The sequence below is a fragment of the Pseudomonas sp. RIT357 genome, from assembly GCF_000632245.1.
Classification (GTDB): Bacteria; Pseudomonadota; Gammaproteobacteria; order Pseudomonadales; family Pseudomonadaceae; genus Aquipseudomonas; species Aquipseudomonas sivasensis.
The window spans coordinates 119,821-134,618 of record NZ_JFYX01000001.1 but is presented as its reverse complement, the minus strand read 5'-3'; the positions used below and the strand labels follow the sequence as shown (position 1 = coordinate 134,618).

The following is a 14,798-nucleotide window of genomic DNA, read 5'->3' as shown; positions in this document are numbered from 1 at the left end:
ATGTTGCATATCTTCTGTCCTCACTGTGGCGAACTGCGCTCCGAAGAGGAATTCCACGCGTCCGGCCAAGCGCACATCCCGCGCCCGCTGGACCCGAATGCCTGCACCGACGAGCAGTGGGGCGACTACATGTTCTTCCGCGACAACCCGCGCGGCCTGCATCACGAACTGTGGATCCATGCCGCCGGTTGCCGCCAATATTTCAACGCGACCCGCGACACCGTGACCTACGAAATTCTTGAAACCTACAAGATCGGTGAGAAGCCGCAATTCACCGCCAAGGCCTCTGGAGAGAAGGTATGAGCCAGATCAATCGCCTGTCCAACGGTGGCCGGATCGACCGGAATAAAGTCCTGACCTTCAGCTTCAACGGCCAGAGCTACAAAGGCTTTGAAGGCGATACCCTGGCCGCTGCATTGCTGGCCAACGGCGTCGACATCATTGGCCGCAGCTTCAAGTACTCGCGTCCACGGGGCATCTTTGCTGCCGGCGCTGAAGAGCCAAACGCGGTGCTGCAGATCGGCGCCACCGAAGCCACGCAAATCCCTAACGTGCGCGCCACGCAACAGGCGCTGTACCAAGGCCTGGTCGCCACCAGCACCAACGGCTGGCCGAGCGTCAACAACGACATGATGGGCATTCTCGGCAAGGTCGGCGGCAAGCTGATGCCGCCGGGTTTCTACTACAAAACCTTCATGTACCCGCAATCGTTCTGGATGACCTACGAGAAGTACATCCGTAAGGCCGCAGGGCTGGGTCGCTCGCCGACCGAGAACGACCCGGACACCTACGACAACTTCAACCGTCACTGCGACGTGCTGGTGGTCGGCGCAGGCCCCGCCGGCCTCGCTGCTGCACTGGCTGCTGCGCGCAGCGGTGCCCGCGTGATCATCGCCGATGAGCAGGAAGAGTTCGGCGGTTCGCTGCTCGATTCCCGCGAAAGCCTCGACGGAAAGCCGGCCACTGAATGGGTCGCGAGTGTCATTGCCGAACTGAAATCCCTGCCGGACGTGGTGCTGCTGCCCCGCGCCACCGTCAACGGCTACCACGACCATAACTTCCTGACCATTCACGAGCGCCTCACCGATCACTTGGGTGACCGTGCGCCGATTGGTGTGGTGCGCCAGCGCATCCACCGCGTGCGTGCCAAGCGTGTGGTCCTGGCGACCGGTGCTTGCGAGCGTCCGCTGGTGTACGGCAACAACGACGTGCCGGGCAATATGCTCGCGGGTGCGGTTTCCACCTACGTGCGTCGCTATGGCGTAGCACCGGGTAAAAAGCTGGTGCTGTCGACCAACAACGACCACGCTTACCGCGTTGCGCTGGACTGGCTCGATGCCGGTCTGCAAGTGGTGGCGGTGGCTGATGTGCGCCACAACCCACGCGGCGCGCTGGTTGAAGAAGCTCGCGCCAAAGGTATTCGTATCCTCACCGGCAGCGCCGTGATCGAGGCTCGTGGCACCAAGCGCGTGACCGCTGCGCGTATCGCCGCGATCGACGTCAAGGCGCATAAAGTCACCAGCCCCGGCGAGTGGCTGGACTGCGACCTGGTGGCCAGCTCCGGCGGCTACAGCCCAGTGGTCCACTTGGCCTCGCACCTGGGTGGCAAGCCGACCTGGCGCGAAGACATCCTCGGTTTTGTACCGGGCGAAGCACCGCAGAAACGTGTGTGCGTCGGTGGCATCAACGGCGTCTACGGCCTTGGCGATTCCCTGGCGGATGGTTTTGAAGGCGGCGTACGCGCGGCCAGCGAAGCCGGTTTTGCCCCGGTGGAAGGTACGCTGCCAAAAGCCTTGAGCCGTCTGGAAGAGCCAACCCTGGCGCTGTTCCAAGTGCCTCACGAGAAAGCTACCGCACGGGCGCCGAAGCAATTTGTCGACCTGCAGAACGACGTCACCGCCGCCGCCATCGAACTCGCCACCCGCGAAGGTTTCGAGTCGGTGGAACACGTCAAACGCTACACCGCGTTGGGCTTCGGCACCGACCAGGGCAAGCTCGGCAACGTCAACGGCCTGGCGATTGCCGCGCGCTCGCTGAACGTGACCATCCCGCAGATGGGCACCACCATGTTCCGCCCCAACTACACGCCGGTGACCTTCGGCGCAGTAGCGGGCCGGCACTGTGGGCACATCTTCGAACCCGTGCGCTACACCGCGCTGCAAGCCTGGCACGTGAAAAACGGCGCCGAGTTTGAAGACGTCGGTCAGTGGAAACGCCCGTGGTACTTCCCGCGCAACGGTGAAGACCTGCACGCCGCCGTGAAACGCGAATGCCTGGCCGTGCGTGACAGCGTCGGCCTGCTGGATGCGTCCACCCTCGGCAAGATCGATATCCAGGGCCCGGATGCGCGCGAGTTCCTCAACCGCATCTACAGCAACGCCTGGACCAAGCTCGATGTGGGCAAGGCGCGTTACGGCCTGATGTGCAAGGAAGACGGCATGGTCTTCGATGACGGCGTCACCGCCTGTCTCGCCGACAACCACTTCCTGATGACCACCACCACCGGCGGCGCCGCCCGTGTGCTGCAGTGGCTGGAAATCTACCAACAGACCGAATGGCCGGACCTCAAGGTGTACTTCACCTCGGTCACCGACCATTGGGCGACCATGACCCTGTCCGGTCCTAACAGCCGCAAGCTGCTGGCCGAAGTCACCGACATCGACCTGGACAAGGACGGTTTCCCGTTCATGACTTGGAAAGAAGGCCTGGTGGGCGGTGTGCCGGCGCGGGTGTTCCGTATCTCGTTTACCGGTGAGCTGTCGTACGAAGTCAACGTGCAGGCCGACTACGCCATGGGCGTGCTGGAACAGATCGTCGCGGCCGGCAAGAAGTACAACCTGACCCCGTACGGCACCGAGACCATGCACGTACTGCGGGCCGAGAAGGGCTTCATCATCGTCGGCCAGGACACCGACGGCTCGATGACCCCGGACGACCTGAACATGGGCTGGTGCGTTGGCCGCACCAAACCGTTCTCGTGGATCGGCTGGCGTGGGATGAACCGTGAAGACTGCGTGCGCGAAGAGCGTAAGCAACTGGTGGGCTTGAAGCCGATCGACCCGACTGTGTGGCTGCCGGAAGGCGCGCAACTGGTGTTCGATCCGAAGCAGTCGATCCCGATGAAGATGGTCGGCCACGTCACCTCAAGTTATGCGCATAACTCCCTGGGCTATTCGTTTGCCATGGGCGTGGTGAAGGGCGGCTTGAAGCGCATCGGCGAGCGGGTGTTCTCACCCCAGGCGGATGGCAGCGTGATCGAGGCGGAGATTGTGTCTTCGGTGTTCTTTGATCCTAAGGGTGATCGGCAGAACATCTGATAGACCGCGGCGCGGCCATCGGAAGCAAGCCTCCTCCCACATTTTGATGGGTGAATACTTTCAAATGTGGGAGGGGGCTTGCCCCCGATGAGGCCAGAACAGTCACCCCAGAATTCAGATAGGTGCTTTATGACAGCAGCCAATGTTTACCAACAACGCCCCACCTCCGGCGCCAAGGCCGAGTCGTCGCTGCACCATGCCGACCTCGCCAGCCTGGTCGGTAAGGGCCGCAAGAACGCCGGCGTGACCGTGCGTGAAAAGAAACTCCTCGGTCACCTGACCCTTCGTGGTGACGGCCATGACGCAGCCTTCGCCGCCGGCGTGCACAAGGCCCTGGGCATCGAACTGCCCGGCGCCCTGCAGGTCATCGTCAAAGGCGAAACCAGCCTGCAATGGCTCGGCCCGGATGAGTGGTTGCTGATCGTGCCAAGCGGTGAGGAATTCGCCGCCGAACAAAACCTGCGCGCCGCTCTGGGTGATTTGCATATCCAGGTCGTCAACGTCAGTGGCGGTCAGCAGATCCTCGAACTGAGCGGCCCGAACGTGCGTGATGTGCTGATGAAATCCACCAGCTACGACGTGCACCCCAACAACTTCCCGGTGGGCAAGGCAGTGGGCACGGTGTTCGCCAAGTCGCAATTGGTGATCCGCCACACGGCTGAAGACACCTGGGAACTGGTGATTCGTCGCAGCTTCTCGGATTACTGGTGGTTGTGGCTGCAGGACGCCTCGGCCGAATTCGGCCTGAGCGTTCAAGCCTGATCGAGTGGGCGCTTTTGTGGCGAGGGGGCTTGCCCCCCGTTGGAGCGCGCAGCGGTCCCACTAAGGTCAGCGCATTTTTTCTGTAATAACCGAGTGGCGGGTTTTGGAGCTGCTTCGCAGCTCAACGGGGGACAAGCCCCCTCGCCACAAGGGCCTGAGGATTCCAGTATGAGCCGCGCACCCGATACATGGATTTTGACCGCCGACTGCCCCAGCGTGCTCGGCACGGTGGACGCGGTCACCCGCTATCTGTTCGAACAGGGCTGCTACGTCACCGAGCACCATTCGTTCGATGACCGTCTCTCGGGTCGGTTTTTTATTCGCGTCGAATTCCGCCAGCCGGATGGCTTCGACGAGCAGGCTTTCCGCGATGGCCTGGCCACGCGCGGTGAAGCCTTTGGCATGATCTTCGAACTGACGGCGCCGAACTACCGGCCAAAAGTGGTGATCATGGTCTCCAAGGCCGATCACTGCCTAAACGACCTGCTGTACCGCCAGCGTATCGGTCAGCTGTCTATGGATGTGGTCGCAGTGGTGTCCAACCATCCCGATCTCAAACCTTTGGCCGACTGGCATCAAATTCCCTACTACCATTTCCCCCTCGACCCCAACGACAAACCGTCCCAGGAGCGTCAGGTGTGGCAGGTGATTGAAGAGACGGGCGCCGAATTGGTGATCCTTGCGCGCTACATGCAAGTGCTGTCGCCGGAGCTGTGCCGCAAGCTGGACGGCAAGGCCATCAATATCCACCACTCGTTGCTGCCGGGGTTCAAGGGCGCCAAGCCTTATCACCAGGCGTACAACAAGGGCGTGAAACTCGTCGGCGCTACGGCGCATTACATCAACAACGATCTGGACGAAGGTCCGATCATCGCCCAAGGCGTGGAGGTGGTGGATCACAGCCACTATCCCGAGGATTTGATTGCCAAGGGGCGGGACATCGAAGGGCTGACATTGGCGCGGGCGGTGGGGTATCACATTGAGCGGCGGGTGTTCTTGAATGCCAATCGGACGGTGGTGCTCTGACTGCCGCCATCGGGAGCAAGCCCCCTCCCACATTCGACCGCATTCCAAAGGTAGAACTCGGTCAACTGTGGGAGGGGGCTTGCCCCCGATGAGGCCCTCACAAACAACGCAATAACAGCATCTGTACCCGAGCACTTAAACGCGCTGCCCACCCAAAAGGGCAACGCAGTTCCATAAAAACAACAGCGAGGTGAAAGCATGTCTGGTAATCGTGGTGTCGTGTATCTCGGCAACGGCAAGGTCGAAGTACAGAAAATCGACTATCCCAAAATGCAGGACCCCCGTGGCAGGAAGATTGAACACGGCGTCATCCTGCGCGTGGTCTCCACCAACATCTGCGGCTCCGACCAACACATGGTGCGCGGCCGCACCACCGCCCAGACCGGCCTGGTGCTCGGTCACGAGATCACCGGTGAAGTGATCGAGAAGGGCAGCGACGTCGAAAACCTGAAGATCGGCGACCTGGTTTCCGTCCCCTTCAACGTCGCCTGCGGCCGCTGCCGCTCCTGCAAAGAACAGCACACCGGCGTGTGCCTGACCGTCAACCCGGCCCGTGCCGGTGGTGCTTATGGCTACGTCGATATGGGCGACTGGACCGGTGGCCAGGCCGAATACGTGCTGGTGCCATACGCCGACTTCAACCTGCTGAAACTGCCCGACCGTGACAAGGCCATGGAGAAAATCCGTGACCTGACCTGCCTCTCCGACATTCTCCCCACCGGCTACCACGGCGCGGTGACTGCTGGCGTTGGCCCTGGCAGCACCGTCTACATCGCGGGCGCCGGTCCCGTCGGCCTGGCAGCTGCTGCGTCTGCACGCCTGTTGGGCGCGGCGGTGGTGATCATCGGCGACGTCAACTCCATCCGCCTGGCCCACGCCAAGGCCCAGGGTTTTGAAATCGTCGACCTCTCCACCGACACCCCATTGCACGAACAAATCGCCGCGCTCCTCGGCGAGCCCGAAGTGGACTGCGCGGTTGACTGCGTAGGCTTTGAAGCACGCGGTCACGGTCACGACGGCGTCAAGGCCGAAGCCCCGGCCACGGTGCTCAACTCACTGATGGGCGTGGTGCGTGTGGCGGGCAAGATCGGTATCCCCGGCCTGTACGTCACCGAAGATCCAGGTGCTGTGGATGCCGCCGCGAAAATGGGCAGCCTGAGCATCCGCTTCGGCCTGGGCTGGGCCAAATCCCACAGCTTCCACACTGGGCAAACGCCGGTGATGAAGTACAACCGCCAACTGATGCAGGCGATCATGTGGGACCGTATCAACATTGCCGAAATCGTCGGTGTGCAGGTGATCAGCCTGGATGACGCACCACGTGGGTATGGCGAGTTCGATGCGGGCGTGCCGAAGAAGTTTGTGATTGATCCGCATAAGTTGTTTAGTGCGGCGTAGTTGATAGATAAGGGCGACTTAGAGTCGCCCTTTTTTATCGCAGATAAGTCTTATATAAAAAACCAACTGATAAACATGCCGGCAAAGGATAGGCAGGCAGTGAGTGTCGGTATCACCATCCAATACCTAAGGTGTCTTGGTATTCTTTCAACGTCCTCAACAAGCACCAGATGTTTCCATTGAAGTATTTTTGGAATAAGAATAATCGTCGCCATGGCGAATACGCGCTGGGGGCGTCCTTCAAAGTGTGAATTACGGAAGATATGTTTTTGCACGACTAGATAGGTGCTGTATTGCACATAGCCTTCTGCAGCATCCAGCTTTTTATACATGGCACAAAAGATCAGCGGAAAGCTCAATAGCATCAGGATGACTGAACCCATACCGAGGTAGAACCAGACCATTTAATCCCTCGCAGTCTTATAGATAAAATCGCCTGTGCTTTGCGCAAGTCCGGTTCCCAGCGCGGCTCCCCCTAGGCCGCCTGCGGCACCGCCGACGATGGCACATGCCAAGGCTCCGGCGCCAGCCGTGGGTATTCCAAAAACTAACATGCAGGCGCCGATGCCAATCGAGGCTCCAAGTCTTGCTCCCAAGTATGAGCCACCAACGCCAGCTACCAACTTGCCTCCTTCAACATATTTCGCCCGCGTACATTCTTGCTCACGCCCGGTGGAACACGCCTCTGCTATCTCCAATGCTGTCGACCCAACATCCAGCGCAAGACCAATGTAAGTGCCCTTCTTCAATATCTGCGACGCCTTGGCTATACGCTCGACTGTGTCCTCATACCCGCGAATCTCCCCGTGATGCCAATAGCTCTTGCTGGAGATCCCCAGCATTCTCTTGATTGAACCTTCATTCTTCAGCCCCGTACCAAAGCGCGCCATCCCGGAGAGTTGGGTATCCAGCTTCGCAAACAACGCCCTACGCTTAGCCAGAAATTCATTTCTCGCACTCACGGTACCGTTCCTCAGGTACTGCTTATGCAATTCATCGATTTCCTTGAGCGTCTGCTCGATCTGCGTCAGGTGATTGCTCCAAGCACCGCTCACACTGCCGATGCCCAAAGACGCATGGGACATGATGGTCTGCAATTGATCGTAGTTTTTGATCATAAATTGATCCGCGGCGGAGTGTGCCAACAGCGCATGCTTGATGTTGGCTGCCGATCGCATCAGTCGGGCTTCTTCAGCGGTACAGGAAGCTGTTCGGCTGTCCCCAATAATGACCAAATGTCCAGGCAGTACTACGGTGTTGCGAATGTGTTGGTTGAGGATGTCGAACTTGGTTTGGGTATTTGGGGTGAGAGAAAGGCTCAGTTTGAGCAACGGATAAGGCTGCGGCCGTTCATTGATAAATGCGTAAGGTCCCTGCATCGCGTACACCTCCAAGACTGAGGTGCAGGACTATAAGAAGGCGCCATAAAGGATGTAAGGCGTGTACAAGGAAGTTGGTAGCGTTTCGGAAACGGACTACCTAAGTTAGGGCTGATGACTACAAATCAGCCCTACGCAGCGCAACGTTCATTGATGGTTGAACATGCATTTCAAGTTGTCATTAGCCTTGCAGTAGTTGGCTTCCCAGAACGTATTGGGCGCATGTGAGAACTGATGCACAGGTTTTAGTACCAGTCTCACGGCGTCATCGCCGGCCCCGGAGTAATCACAGATGACCGCAGGCATGCTGTTTCTCTCGTCGTTTATGGGCTTGTAGTTTGCCGCCGTGAATTCCAGGCTTGCCATGCGCAGTTCTTTAGCGGTCTCGTTCTCGCCGGCCCATTTCTGATCCAAAGGACCATCAGCCACATAGTGGTAGCCGCCTTTGTCCATCCGGTATTGCTTGATGTCGGCAGGCTTGGGGCAGGAAGAAGTTTGTGCAAAGACGTGACCGGTCACAGTGAGCATTGCCAATAGGCAAACAACACGGCTGAGGTTCATGAGAGAGACTCCCTTGTGCATTGGACTTGAATGCTGAGGGAGTTTTCATCAAGCATCTACTGTGAGAAATGACAGTGGCTTAGATTCAATTTTGATAAAAAACGGGGTGCTCAGAGCACCCTTGCGGCAATGGGCTCAGCGCGTTGCCAAAGCCCCCTGATAGACGGTCGGCCCCGTCGGTTGCTTGCTCACTGAGCCGCCTTTGCTCTCCGCGCTCACCATCAATTCCACCGGTTTGCTGATTGAGGCCTGCTGCCTCGGGTTCAAGCCGATGATGCCTTCGCCATCCTCCGGTATCAGTCCAAGTGACACGGGCTTGCCGCCGTCGGGTATCGCCCACAGTTCCAGGCTCTGGTCCGGCGCGGGAGCGGTGATGGCGATGGGTTGCACTTCCAGGTAATCCTTGTGCGCCATGACCTGCGCCGCCGGCTGTTGGGTGGTGGTGATCAGGGTGGCGGCGGACTTGACGTTGTCCTGAGTGTAGAACGCGCCGCCGAGGCCGGCGATCACGGCCACGCAGACGCCGATAAACAGGCGTGGACGGCTCCAGAAAGGCGGCTTGGGCTCAATGATTGTGGGGCGTGTCGCGCTCATAACGTTGTTCCTGACAGGGCTTTCAGTGCTGTCATGGACTCTGGTTTGCGCGATGGGTTCCTGGCCCCCCTTGCAGGTCAAAGTGATGCCAATTGGCCCTGATACAGCACCGGTCCGGTGGGTTGCCCGGTGGGCGAGCCGCCGTGTGGTTCCAGGCTCACGGCCAAGGTCAGCGGTGCGGTCAGCAAGGCTCGCTGCGCTTCGCTCAGTTGGATTCGGCCTTTGCCCACTGCGGGCACCAAGCCCAGGGAGATTGGTTTGCCTCCGGGCTTGATGGCCCACAATTCCAGGTCCTGTGCCGACGTCACGGCGGCCAGTGACAAGGGTTCCACTTGCAGGTGGTCGGCAAAGGCCTTGATCTGCAACGCGGGTTGTTGGTTGGCGGCGACCAGTGTGGCGTTGTACTCCACACCCAGGTCGCGCTGGTACAACACGCCCACCAGCACTGCGATAACAATCCCGAACGCCGCCGCCCACAGTCGCAGGTTCGTCCACAACGGTTTCTTGGCCGGCATGTGCAGCACCTGCGGCTCGATCCGTGACTTGATGCCCGCCCACACATGCTCGGGCACCGGCCGCTCGGGCAATGCGCCGGTCAGGCTGGCAAGCGCTTCCTGCCAATGGCCCAGTTCAACGCGCAGCGCGGCGTCTTCCAATAACAGCGCATCAAAACGCCGACGGGCGGTGGCGGGCATCAGTCCGATGGCGTAGTCGGCGGCCAGGGCGCGGCGCAGGGCTGTGGTTTTGTAGTTCATGATTCAAGGCACCTGCGCAGGCGCTCCATGCCGCGGCGAATCCAGGATTTGACCGAGCCCAGCGGCGCGGCCAAGTGTTCGGCCAACTCTGAACACGACAGGCCCTGGAAGTAAGCCACAGTGATCGATTGACGCTGCATGCTGTCGAGGGTGTCGAGGCAGCGGTTGAGCGCGCGGGCTTCGCGTTCGCTGTCGAGCCGTTCGTAGGCGCTGGGGCTTTCGTCGAGCAGGGCGTCCTGTTGACCGTCGGCCAAAGGCTGTTCGCGGCGTTTACGCAGTTGGTCGATGGCCAGGTTGCGGGTGATGTTGATCATCCAGGTCATCGGCGCCGCCAGGTGGGCTTCGTAGCGCGAAGCGTTGTACCAGATGCGTACGAAGGCTTCCTGCAGCACCTCTTCAGCCAGGTCCTGGCGTCCCATAAACACCATGGCGACCCCGTGCAGACGCGGCGAAACACTGCGATAGAGCGTTTCAAACGCTTGGCGATTGCCCAAGGCGCATTGGGCCAGCAGGGGCCGCAACGTGTCAGCATCAGTGAGCGTAATAGGGCTTCTCCAGGCTCTCGTTTGAGGGCGACGGGACTGCGCACGGTAGGCAGAGGTTAGTTCAGCTTGGGCATTCATTCCATCCAGCTCCGGGCAGCGTATGAAGCCTATACGTAGGGCAGGGCGATTCGGATGCGGGTGTGGGAACAATCCCCCGGAATGTCCAGTCAAACGCCTGCTTTCGCACCTATATCCAGAGGTTGTTTCAATGAAGATTTCACGCGGTTTCGCCCTTTCCTGCCTGATGACTCTGGCGGCCGGCCCCGTACTCGCCGCGGGCTTCAGCCTTGGTGATGCGGCCAATGCCATTTCCGGCATGCAGGGCGGTAGCAACAAAGCCGCTGCCGCCGCACCGTCGTCCGAGACGGCCGGTTTGCTGAGCGCGCTGACCTCGCAACTCAATATCACCCCCGAGCAAGCCGTTGGTGGCACCGGCGCGATGTTGGGCCTGGCCAAGAACAAACTGAGCGGCAACGATTATTCGCAACTGGGCAACAGTGTGCCGGGCCTGGATCAGCTGTCGGGCAACAATGCATTGGGCAGCCTCGGGGCCTTGAGCGGGATGCTCGGCCAGACCGGTGGCAGCAAAACCAGCGGCCTGGACGGCTTGCTGGGTAACGTGAAGAACACCAACGACCTCAACACCGCGTTCAGCGCGTTGGGCATGGACAGCGGCATGATCGGCCAATTCGCTCCGGTGATCCTGCAATACCTGGGCGGCCAGGGCGCCAGCAGTTCGGTGCTGGGCAAACTGGCCCAGGCCTGGGGCACCGGCAGCTAAATGCTCTGCGCGCGCAGTTGTTCGATGCGCGCGTCTTTCTCCTTCCAGAGCTGGTTGACCCAGTTCTGGACGGTCTGGCGAAATGCTGGATCGTTTTCGTAATCTCCCTGCCACAACGCCGGGTCCAGCTCACGGGTCTGGATGTCGATGATCACCTTCGGCACCGCGCCGCTGATCAAGTCCCAGAACCCCGGAATCTTCTGCTGCGGATAGACCACCGTGACGTCGAGGATTGCGTCCAGCTGTTCCCCCATCGCTGCCAGCACAAACGCCACACCGCCTGCCTTGGGTTTGAGCAACTGGGTGAAGGGTGAGTCCTGCTGCCTGCGTTTGGCCTCGCTGAACCGCGTGCCTTCCAGGTAATTGACCACCGTCACCGGCTGGCGCTTGAACAGCTCACAGGCTTGTTTGGTGATCTTCAAGTCCTGGCCCGCCAGCTCGGGGTGCTTGGCCAGGAACGCCTTGGTGTAGCGTTTCATGAACGGGTAATCCAGCGCCCACCAGGCCAGGCCCAGGAAGGGCACCCAGATCAGTTCTTTTTTCAGGAAGAATTTAAAGAACGGCGTACGCCGGTTGAGCGCCTGGATCAGCGCCGGAATATCCACCCAGGACTGGTGGTTGCTGATGACCAGGTAGGAGGTGTCCCTGCGCAAGTCGTCGCCGCCGCGAATGTCCCATTGCGTCGGGATGCAGCGGGCGAAGATCAGTTTGTCGATCTCGGCCCAGGTCTCGGCGATCCACATCACCGCCCATGACGCATAGTCACGGTAGCGCCCCGGTGCCACCAGCTTGAGCAGGGCGAACACCAGCAAGGGGCCGATCAGGATCAGCGTATTGAGTAACAGCAGCAGGGTGACCAAACAGCCGGTGAGCAGGCGGCGCATAAGCAACTCTTGGGATCTTGTGGGCGGATCATGATAAGCAAGCTGAGTCTAGAGGCCAAATCGCAAAGCGTCGGACGAATGTTTCACAATGTTCCGGGTATGTTGGGCTGACTAACTAACGGTCGCTTTTGCGGTCTAGAATCCGCCTAATTAATTCAAGGAAACCACCTAAGTGAAATCTATCCTTGCCTTGCTTGCCCTCGTTGCGCTGCCTGTCATGGCGGCCGAACCGACCCTTTACGGTCGCTACGAATACATTCAACTGCCGGAGATCGGCGAAACCTTCAAGGCCAAGATGGACACCGGCGCGCTGACCGCCTCGCTGTCGGCCCGCGACATCGACACCTTCACCCGTGATGGCGATGACTGGGTGCGCTTCCGTCTCGGCGGCAAGGACGCCTCCGATAAGGTCTACGAACACAAAGTCTCGCGCATCAGCAAGATCAAGAGCCGCGCCGACGAAGACGACGACAAGGACGAAGCCAGCGTCGCCAAGCGCCCGGTGATTGACCTGGAAATGTGCCTGGGCAACGTCAAGCGGACCGTCGAGGTCAACCTGACCGACCGCAGCAGCTTCAATTATCCGTTGCTGATCGGCGCCAAGGCCTTGCGTGAATTTGGCGCAGCGGTAAACCCGGCTCGTCGGTACACTGCCGACAAACCGGACTGCTGATTTGAACCCATGCCCCACATCCTGATTGTCGAAGACGAAGCGGCGATAGCCGACACGCTGATATTCGCCCTGCAAGGCGAGGGCTTTACCACCACCTGGCTGAGTCTCGGCCAGGAGGCATTGGCCCATCAGCGGCAGACTCCCGCCGACTTGATCATCCTCGACATCGGCCTGCCCGACATCAGCGGTTTTGAAACCTGCAAGCAATTGCGCCGTTTCACCGAAGTGCCGGTGATGTTCCTCAGCGCGCGCGATGCTGAGATCGACCGGGTAGTGGGGCTGGAAATCGGCGCCGATGATTATGTGGTCAAGCCGTTCAGCCCACGGGAAGTGGCGGCGCGGGTCAGGGCGATTCTCAAACGGGTCGGCCCCGGCGTTGCACCGGCGGTGTTCCAGGTGGACCTGGAACGCATGCAGATCACCTATCGGGGCCAGCCCCTGAGCCTCACGCGCCATGAATTCCGTCTGCTGCAGAGCCTGCTTGAACAACCCGAGCGGGTGTTCAGCCGCGAGCAATTGCTGGATGCGGTAGGCGTACCGGCGGATGCCGGCTACGAGCGCAATATCGACAGCCATATCAAAAGCCTGCGCAGCAAACTGCGTAGCGTGGCGGCCGACGCCGAACCGATCCAGACCCATCGCGGCCTGGGCTACAGCTACAGCCCGAGCAACAGCTGATGCGCCTGGGGCTGCGGATTTTCCTGGTGTACGCGCTGTTTATCGGCCTCACCGGTTACTTCGTGCTCAGCACGGTGATGAAGGAAATCCGTCCCGGCGTGCGCCAGTCCACCGAGGAAACCCTGGTGGACACCGCCAACCTGTTGGCCGAGATCCTGCGCGATGACGTCAAAAACCGCACCCTCGGCCAAAGCCACTGGCAGGAATTGCTCAAGGCCTACGGGAACCGTCAGCCGGGCGCGACCATCTGGGGCCTGCCGAAAAACCAGGTCAACCACCGCATCTATGTCACCGACGCCAAAGGCATCGTGTTGCTCGACTCCACAGGCGAAGCGGTGGGCCAGGACTACTCCAAATGGAACGATGTTTACCTGACGCTGCGCGGCGAATACGGCGCCCGCTCCACCCGCAGCCAACCGGATGACGCCACTTCATCAGTGATGCACGTAGGTGCACCGATCCGCGACAACGGCCAGATCATCGGCGTGGTCACCGTGGCCAAGCCCAACAGTTCATTGCAGCCTTATGTGGATCGCACTGAGCGGCGCCTGCTGTGGTACGGCGCCGGATTAGTCATCCTGGGCCTGCTGTTGGGCGCGCTGTTGTCGTGGTGGTTGAGCGTCGCGCTGCGACGGCTGACGGCCTATGCCGAGGCGGTCAGCGAAGGCCGGCGCGCCGAGTTGCCTCACTACCGTGGCGGCGAGTTGAAGCAGTTATCCACTGCCGTGGAGCACATGCGCACGCAACTGGAGGGCAAGGCCTACGTCGAGCATTACGTGCACACCCTGACCCATGAATTGAAAAGCCCATTGGCGGCGATTCGTGGCGCGGCAGAGCTGTTGCAGGGTGATATGACCCGCGAGCAGCAGCAGCGTTTTGTCGGCAATATCGACAGTGAAAGCGCACGCCTGCAGCAGTTGATCGAGCGCTTGCTGAACCTGGCGCAAGTGGAACAACGCCAAGGCCTGGAAGAGCAGGTGAGTATCCCGCTGGCAGCCTTGGTCGACGACGTGCTCAAGGCCCAATGTGCGCGGATCGAAGGCGCCGGCTTGCAAGTGGAGCAGACGATTGCGGCGGATGTGAAGGTGTTCGGCGAGCCCTTCCTCCTTCGCCAGGCACTGGGCAATCTGCTGGAGAACGCCTTGGATTTCACCCCCCCTGGCGGCCTGTTGGCATTCGCTGCACAGACGCACCATAACGATGTGCAGGTGAGCCTGTTCAACCAGGCCGCACCGATTCCCGACTACGCGTTGCCGCGCCTGAGCGAACGTTTTTATTCCCTGCCACGCCCGGCCAGCGGACGCAAAAGCACGGGGCTGGGCCTCAACTTTGTCGAGGAAGTGATGAAGCTTCACGGCGGCGCATTGCAGATCGGTAACGTCCCTGGCGGCGTGCGCGTAGAACTGCATCTCCACACAGTCTCCACATTGCCCACATAAATCCCC

The 14,798-nt window shown here is 60.2% G+C and carries 16 protein-coding genes; 9 read left to right on the top strand and 7 right to left on the bottom strand.

Annotated elements, in window-relative coordinates; translation table 11 throughout:
- The 5 genes from BW43_RS26570 (at position 1) to fdhA (ending at position 6,503) form a co-directional block, all read left to right on the top strand.
- Positions 1 to 303: a sarcosine oxidase subunit delta gene (locus BW43_RS26570; protein WP_003194855.1), complete on the top strand. Its 303-nt coding sequence runs from the start codon at positions 1 to 3 to the stop codon at positions 301 to 303.
- The gene (locus BW43_RS26575; RefSeq protein ID WP_032883975.1) at positions 300 to 3,317 is read left to right on the top strand and encodes a sarcosine oxidase subunit alpha; all 3,018 of its coding nucleotides are present in this window, start codon (positions 300 to 302) and stop codon (positions 3,315 to 3,317) included. The genes BW43_RS26570 and BW43_RS26575 overlap by 4 nt, the downstream gene beginning before the upstream one ends.
- Positions 3,318 to 3,446: 129 nt before the next feature.
- Complete coding sequence (locus tag BW43_RS26580; protein WP_032883974.1) at positions 3,447 to 4,079, top strand: sarcosine oxidase subunit gamma; 633 nt, start codon at positions 3,447 to 3,449, stop codon at positions 4,077 to 4,079.
- A 168-nt stretch (positions 4,080 to 4,247) separates the two neighbouring features.
- Entirely contained in the window at positions 4,248 to 5,105 is an 858-nt protein-coding gene (purU, locus tag BW43_RS26585) for a formyltetrahydrofolate deformylase (RefSeq protein ID WP_032883972.1), read from the top strand.
- 198 nt (positions 5,106 to 5,303) lie between these two features.
- On the top strand, positions 5,304 to 6,503 hold the full coding sequence (fdhA, locus tag BW43_RS26590) for a formaldehyde dehydrogenase, glutathione-independent (protein ID WP_005792122.1): 1,200 nt from the start codon (positions 5,304 to 5,306) through the stop codon (positions 6,501 to 6,503).
- 50 nt (positions 6,504 to 6,553) lie between these two features.
- Here fdhA and BW43_RS26595 read toward each other — a convergent pair whose 3' ends face one another.
- From BW43_RS26595 to BW43_RS26620, 6 genes are all read right to left on the bottom strand, one after another.
- Positions 6,554 to 6,907 carry a hypothetical protein gene (locus tag BW43_RS26595; RefSeq protein WP_032883970.1) on the bottom strand — a complete coding sequence of 118 codons (354 nt, stop codon included), beginning with the start codon at positions 6,905 to 6,907 and terminating at the stop codon, positions 6,554 to 6,556.
- On the bottom strand, positions 6,908 to 7,882 hold the full coding sequence (locus tag BW43_RS26600) for a hypothetical protein (RefSeq protein WP_032883969.1): 975 nt from the start codon (positions 7,880 to 7,882) through the stop codon (positions 6,908 to 6,910).
- Between the two features lie 147 nt (positions 7,883 to 8,029).
- A complete protein-coding gene (locus tag BW43_RS26605) occupies positions 8,030 to 8,443 on the bottom strand; it encodes a DUF3757 domain-containing protein (protein WP_032883968.1) in 414 nt (137 codons plus the stop codon).
- Between the two features lie 135 nt (positions 8,444 to 8,578).
- Entirely contained in the window at positions 8,579 to 9,037 is a 459-nt protein-coding gene (locus BW43_RS26610) for an anti-sigma factor domain-containing protein (RefSeq protein ID WP_032883966.1), read from the bottom strand.
- A 77-nt stretch (positions 9,038 to 9,114) separates the two neighbouring features.
- Positions 9,115 to 9,792, bottom strand: coding sequence for an anti-sigma factor domain-containing protein (locus BW43_RS26615; RefSeq protein ID WP_032883965.1), 678 nt, complete (start codon positions 9,790 to 9,792; stop codon positions 9,115 to 9,117).
- Positions 9,789 to 10,415 (bottom strand): sigma-70 family RNA polymerase sigma factor, encoded by a 627-nt coding sequence (locus BW43_RS26620; protein ID WP_032883964.1) that lies wholly within the window; start codon positions 10,413 to 10,415, stop codon positions 9,789 to 9,791. Before BW43_RS26620 ends, BW43_RS26615 begins: the two co-directional genes overlap by 4 nt.
- A gap of 130 nt (positions 10,416 to 10,545) precedes the next feature.
- On the opposite strand from BW43_RS26620, the gene BW43_RS26625 reads away from it, so the two are divergent.
- A complete protein-coding gene (locus BW43_RS26625) occupies positions 10,546 to 11,118 on the top strand; it encodes a DUF2780 domain-containing protein (protein ID WP_032883963.1) in 573 nt (190 codons plus the stop codon).
- Here BW43_RS26625 and BW43_RS26630 read toward each other — a convergent pair.
- Complete coding sequence (locus tag BW43_RS26630) at positions 11,115 to 12,002, bottom strand: acyltransferase (RefSeq protein ID WP_032883962.1); 888 nt, start codon at positions 12,000 to 12,002, stop codon at positions 11,115 to 11,117. The genes BW43_RS26625 and BW43_RS26630 overlap by 4 nt on opposite strands.
- 172 nt (positions 12,003 to 12,174) lie before the next feature.
- Here BW43_RS26630 and BW43_RS26635 point away from each other — a divergent pair, with 172 nt between their 5' ends.
- From BW43_RS26635 to creC, 3 genes are read left to right on the top strand one after another with little or no spacing between them, the layout of a single operon-like run.
- Positions 12,175 to 12,675 carry an ATP-dependent zinc protease gene (locus BW43_RS26635; protein WP_032883961.1) on the top strand — a complete coding sequence of 167 codons (501 nt, stop codon included), beginning with the start codon at positions 12,175 to 12,177 and terminating at the stop codon, positions 12,673 to 12,675.
- 9 nt (positions 12,676 to 12,684) lie between these two features.
- Positions 12,685 to 13,353: a two-component system response regulator CreB gene (gene creB, locus BW43_RS26640; RefSeq protein ID WP_032883959.1), complete on the top strand. Its 669-nt coding sequence runs from the start codon at positions 12,685 to 12,687 to the stop codon at positions 13,351 to 13,353.
- Positions 13,353 to 14,792, top strand: a complete 1,440-nt coding sequence (creC, locus tag BW43_RS26645; protein ID WP_032883957.1) for a two-component system sensor histidine kinase CreC — start codon at positions 13,353 to 13,355, stop codon at positions 14,790 to 14,792. The genes creB and creC overlap by 1 nt, the downstream gene beginning before the upstream one ends.
- Positions 14,793 to 14,798 lie beyond the last annotated feature (6 nt).

Bases quoted from the DNA above. Each gene is read 5' to 3' on its own strand.
- fdhA (WP_005792122.1), top strand. From the start codon at position 5,304: ATGTCTGGTAATCGTGGTGTCGTGTATCTCGGCAACGGCAAGGTCGAA.
- BW43_RS26630 (WP_032883962.1), bottom strand. From the start codon at position 12,002: ATGCGCCGCCTGCTCACCGGCTGTTTGGTCACCCTGCTGCTGTTACTC.
- BW43_RS26595 (WP_032883970.1), bottom strand. From the start codon at position 6,907: ATGGTCTGGTTCTACCTCGGTATGGGTTCAGTCATCCTGATGCTATTG.
- BW43_RS26580 (WP_032883974.1), top strand. From the start codon at position 3,447: ATGACAGCAGCCAATGTTTACCAACAACGCCCCACCTCCGGCGCCAAG.
- BW43_RS26615 (WP_032883965.1), bottom strand. From the start codon at position 9,792: ATGAACTACAAAACCACAGCCCTGCGCCGCGCCCTGGCCGCCGACTAC.
- BW43_RS26600 (WP_032883969.1), bottom strand. From the start codon at position 7,882: ATGCAGGGACCTTACGCATTTATCAATGAACGGCCGCAGCCTTATCCG.
- BW43_RS26625 (WP_032883963.1), top strand. From the start codon at position 10,546: ATGAAGATTTCACGCGGTTTCGCCCTTTCCTGCCTGATGACTCTGGCG.
- purU (WP_032883972.1), top strand. From the start codon at position 4,248: ATGAGCCGCGCACCCGATACATGGATTTTGACCGCCGACTGCCCCAGC.
- creB (WP_032883959.1), top strand. From the start codon at position 12,685: ATGCCCCACATCCTGATTGTCGAAGACGAAGCGGCGATAGCCGACACG.
- BW43_RS26620 (WP_032883964.1), bottom strand. From the start codon at position 10,415: ATGAATGCCCAAGCTGAACTAACCTCTGCCTACCGTGCGCAGTCCCGT.
- BW43_RS26575 (WP_032883975.1), top strand. From the start codon at position 300: ATGAGCCAGATCAATCGCCTGTCCAACGGTGGCCGGATCGACCGGAAT.
- BW43_RS26605 (WP_032883968.1), bottom strand. From the start codon at position 8,443: ATGAACCTCAGCCGTGTTGTTTGCCTATTGGCAATGCTCACTGTGACC.
- BW43_RS26570 (WP_003194855.1), top strand. From the start codon at position 1: ATGTTGCATATCTTCTGTCCTCACTGTGGCGAACTGCGCTCCGAAGAG.
- creC (WP_032883957.1), top strand. From the start codon at position 13,353: ATGCGCCTGGGGCTGCGGATTTTCCTGGTGTACGCGCTGTTTATCGGC.
- BW43_RS26610 (WP_032883966.1), bottom strand. From the start codon at position 9,037: ATGAGCGCGACACGCCCCACAATCATTGAGCCCAAGCCGCCTTTCTGG.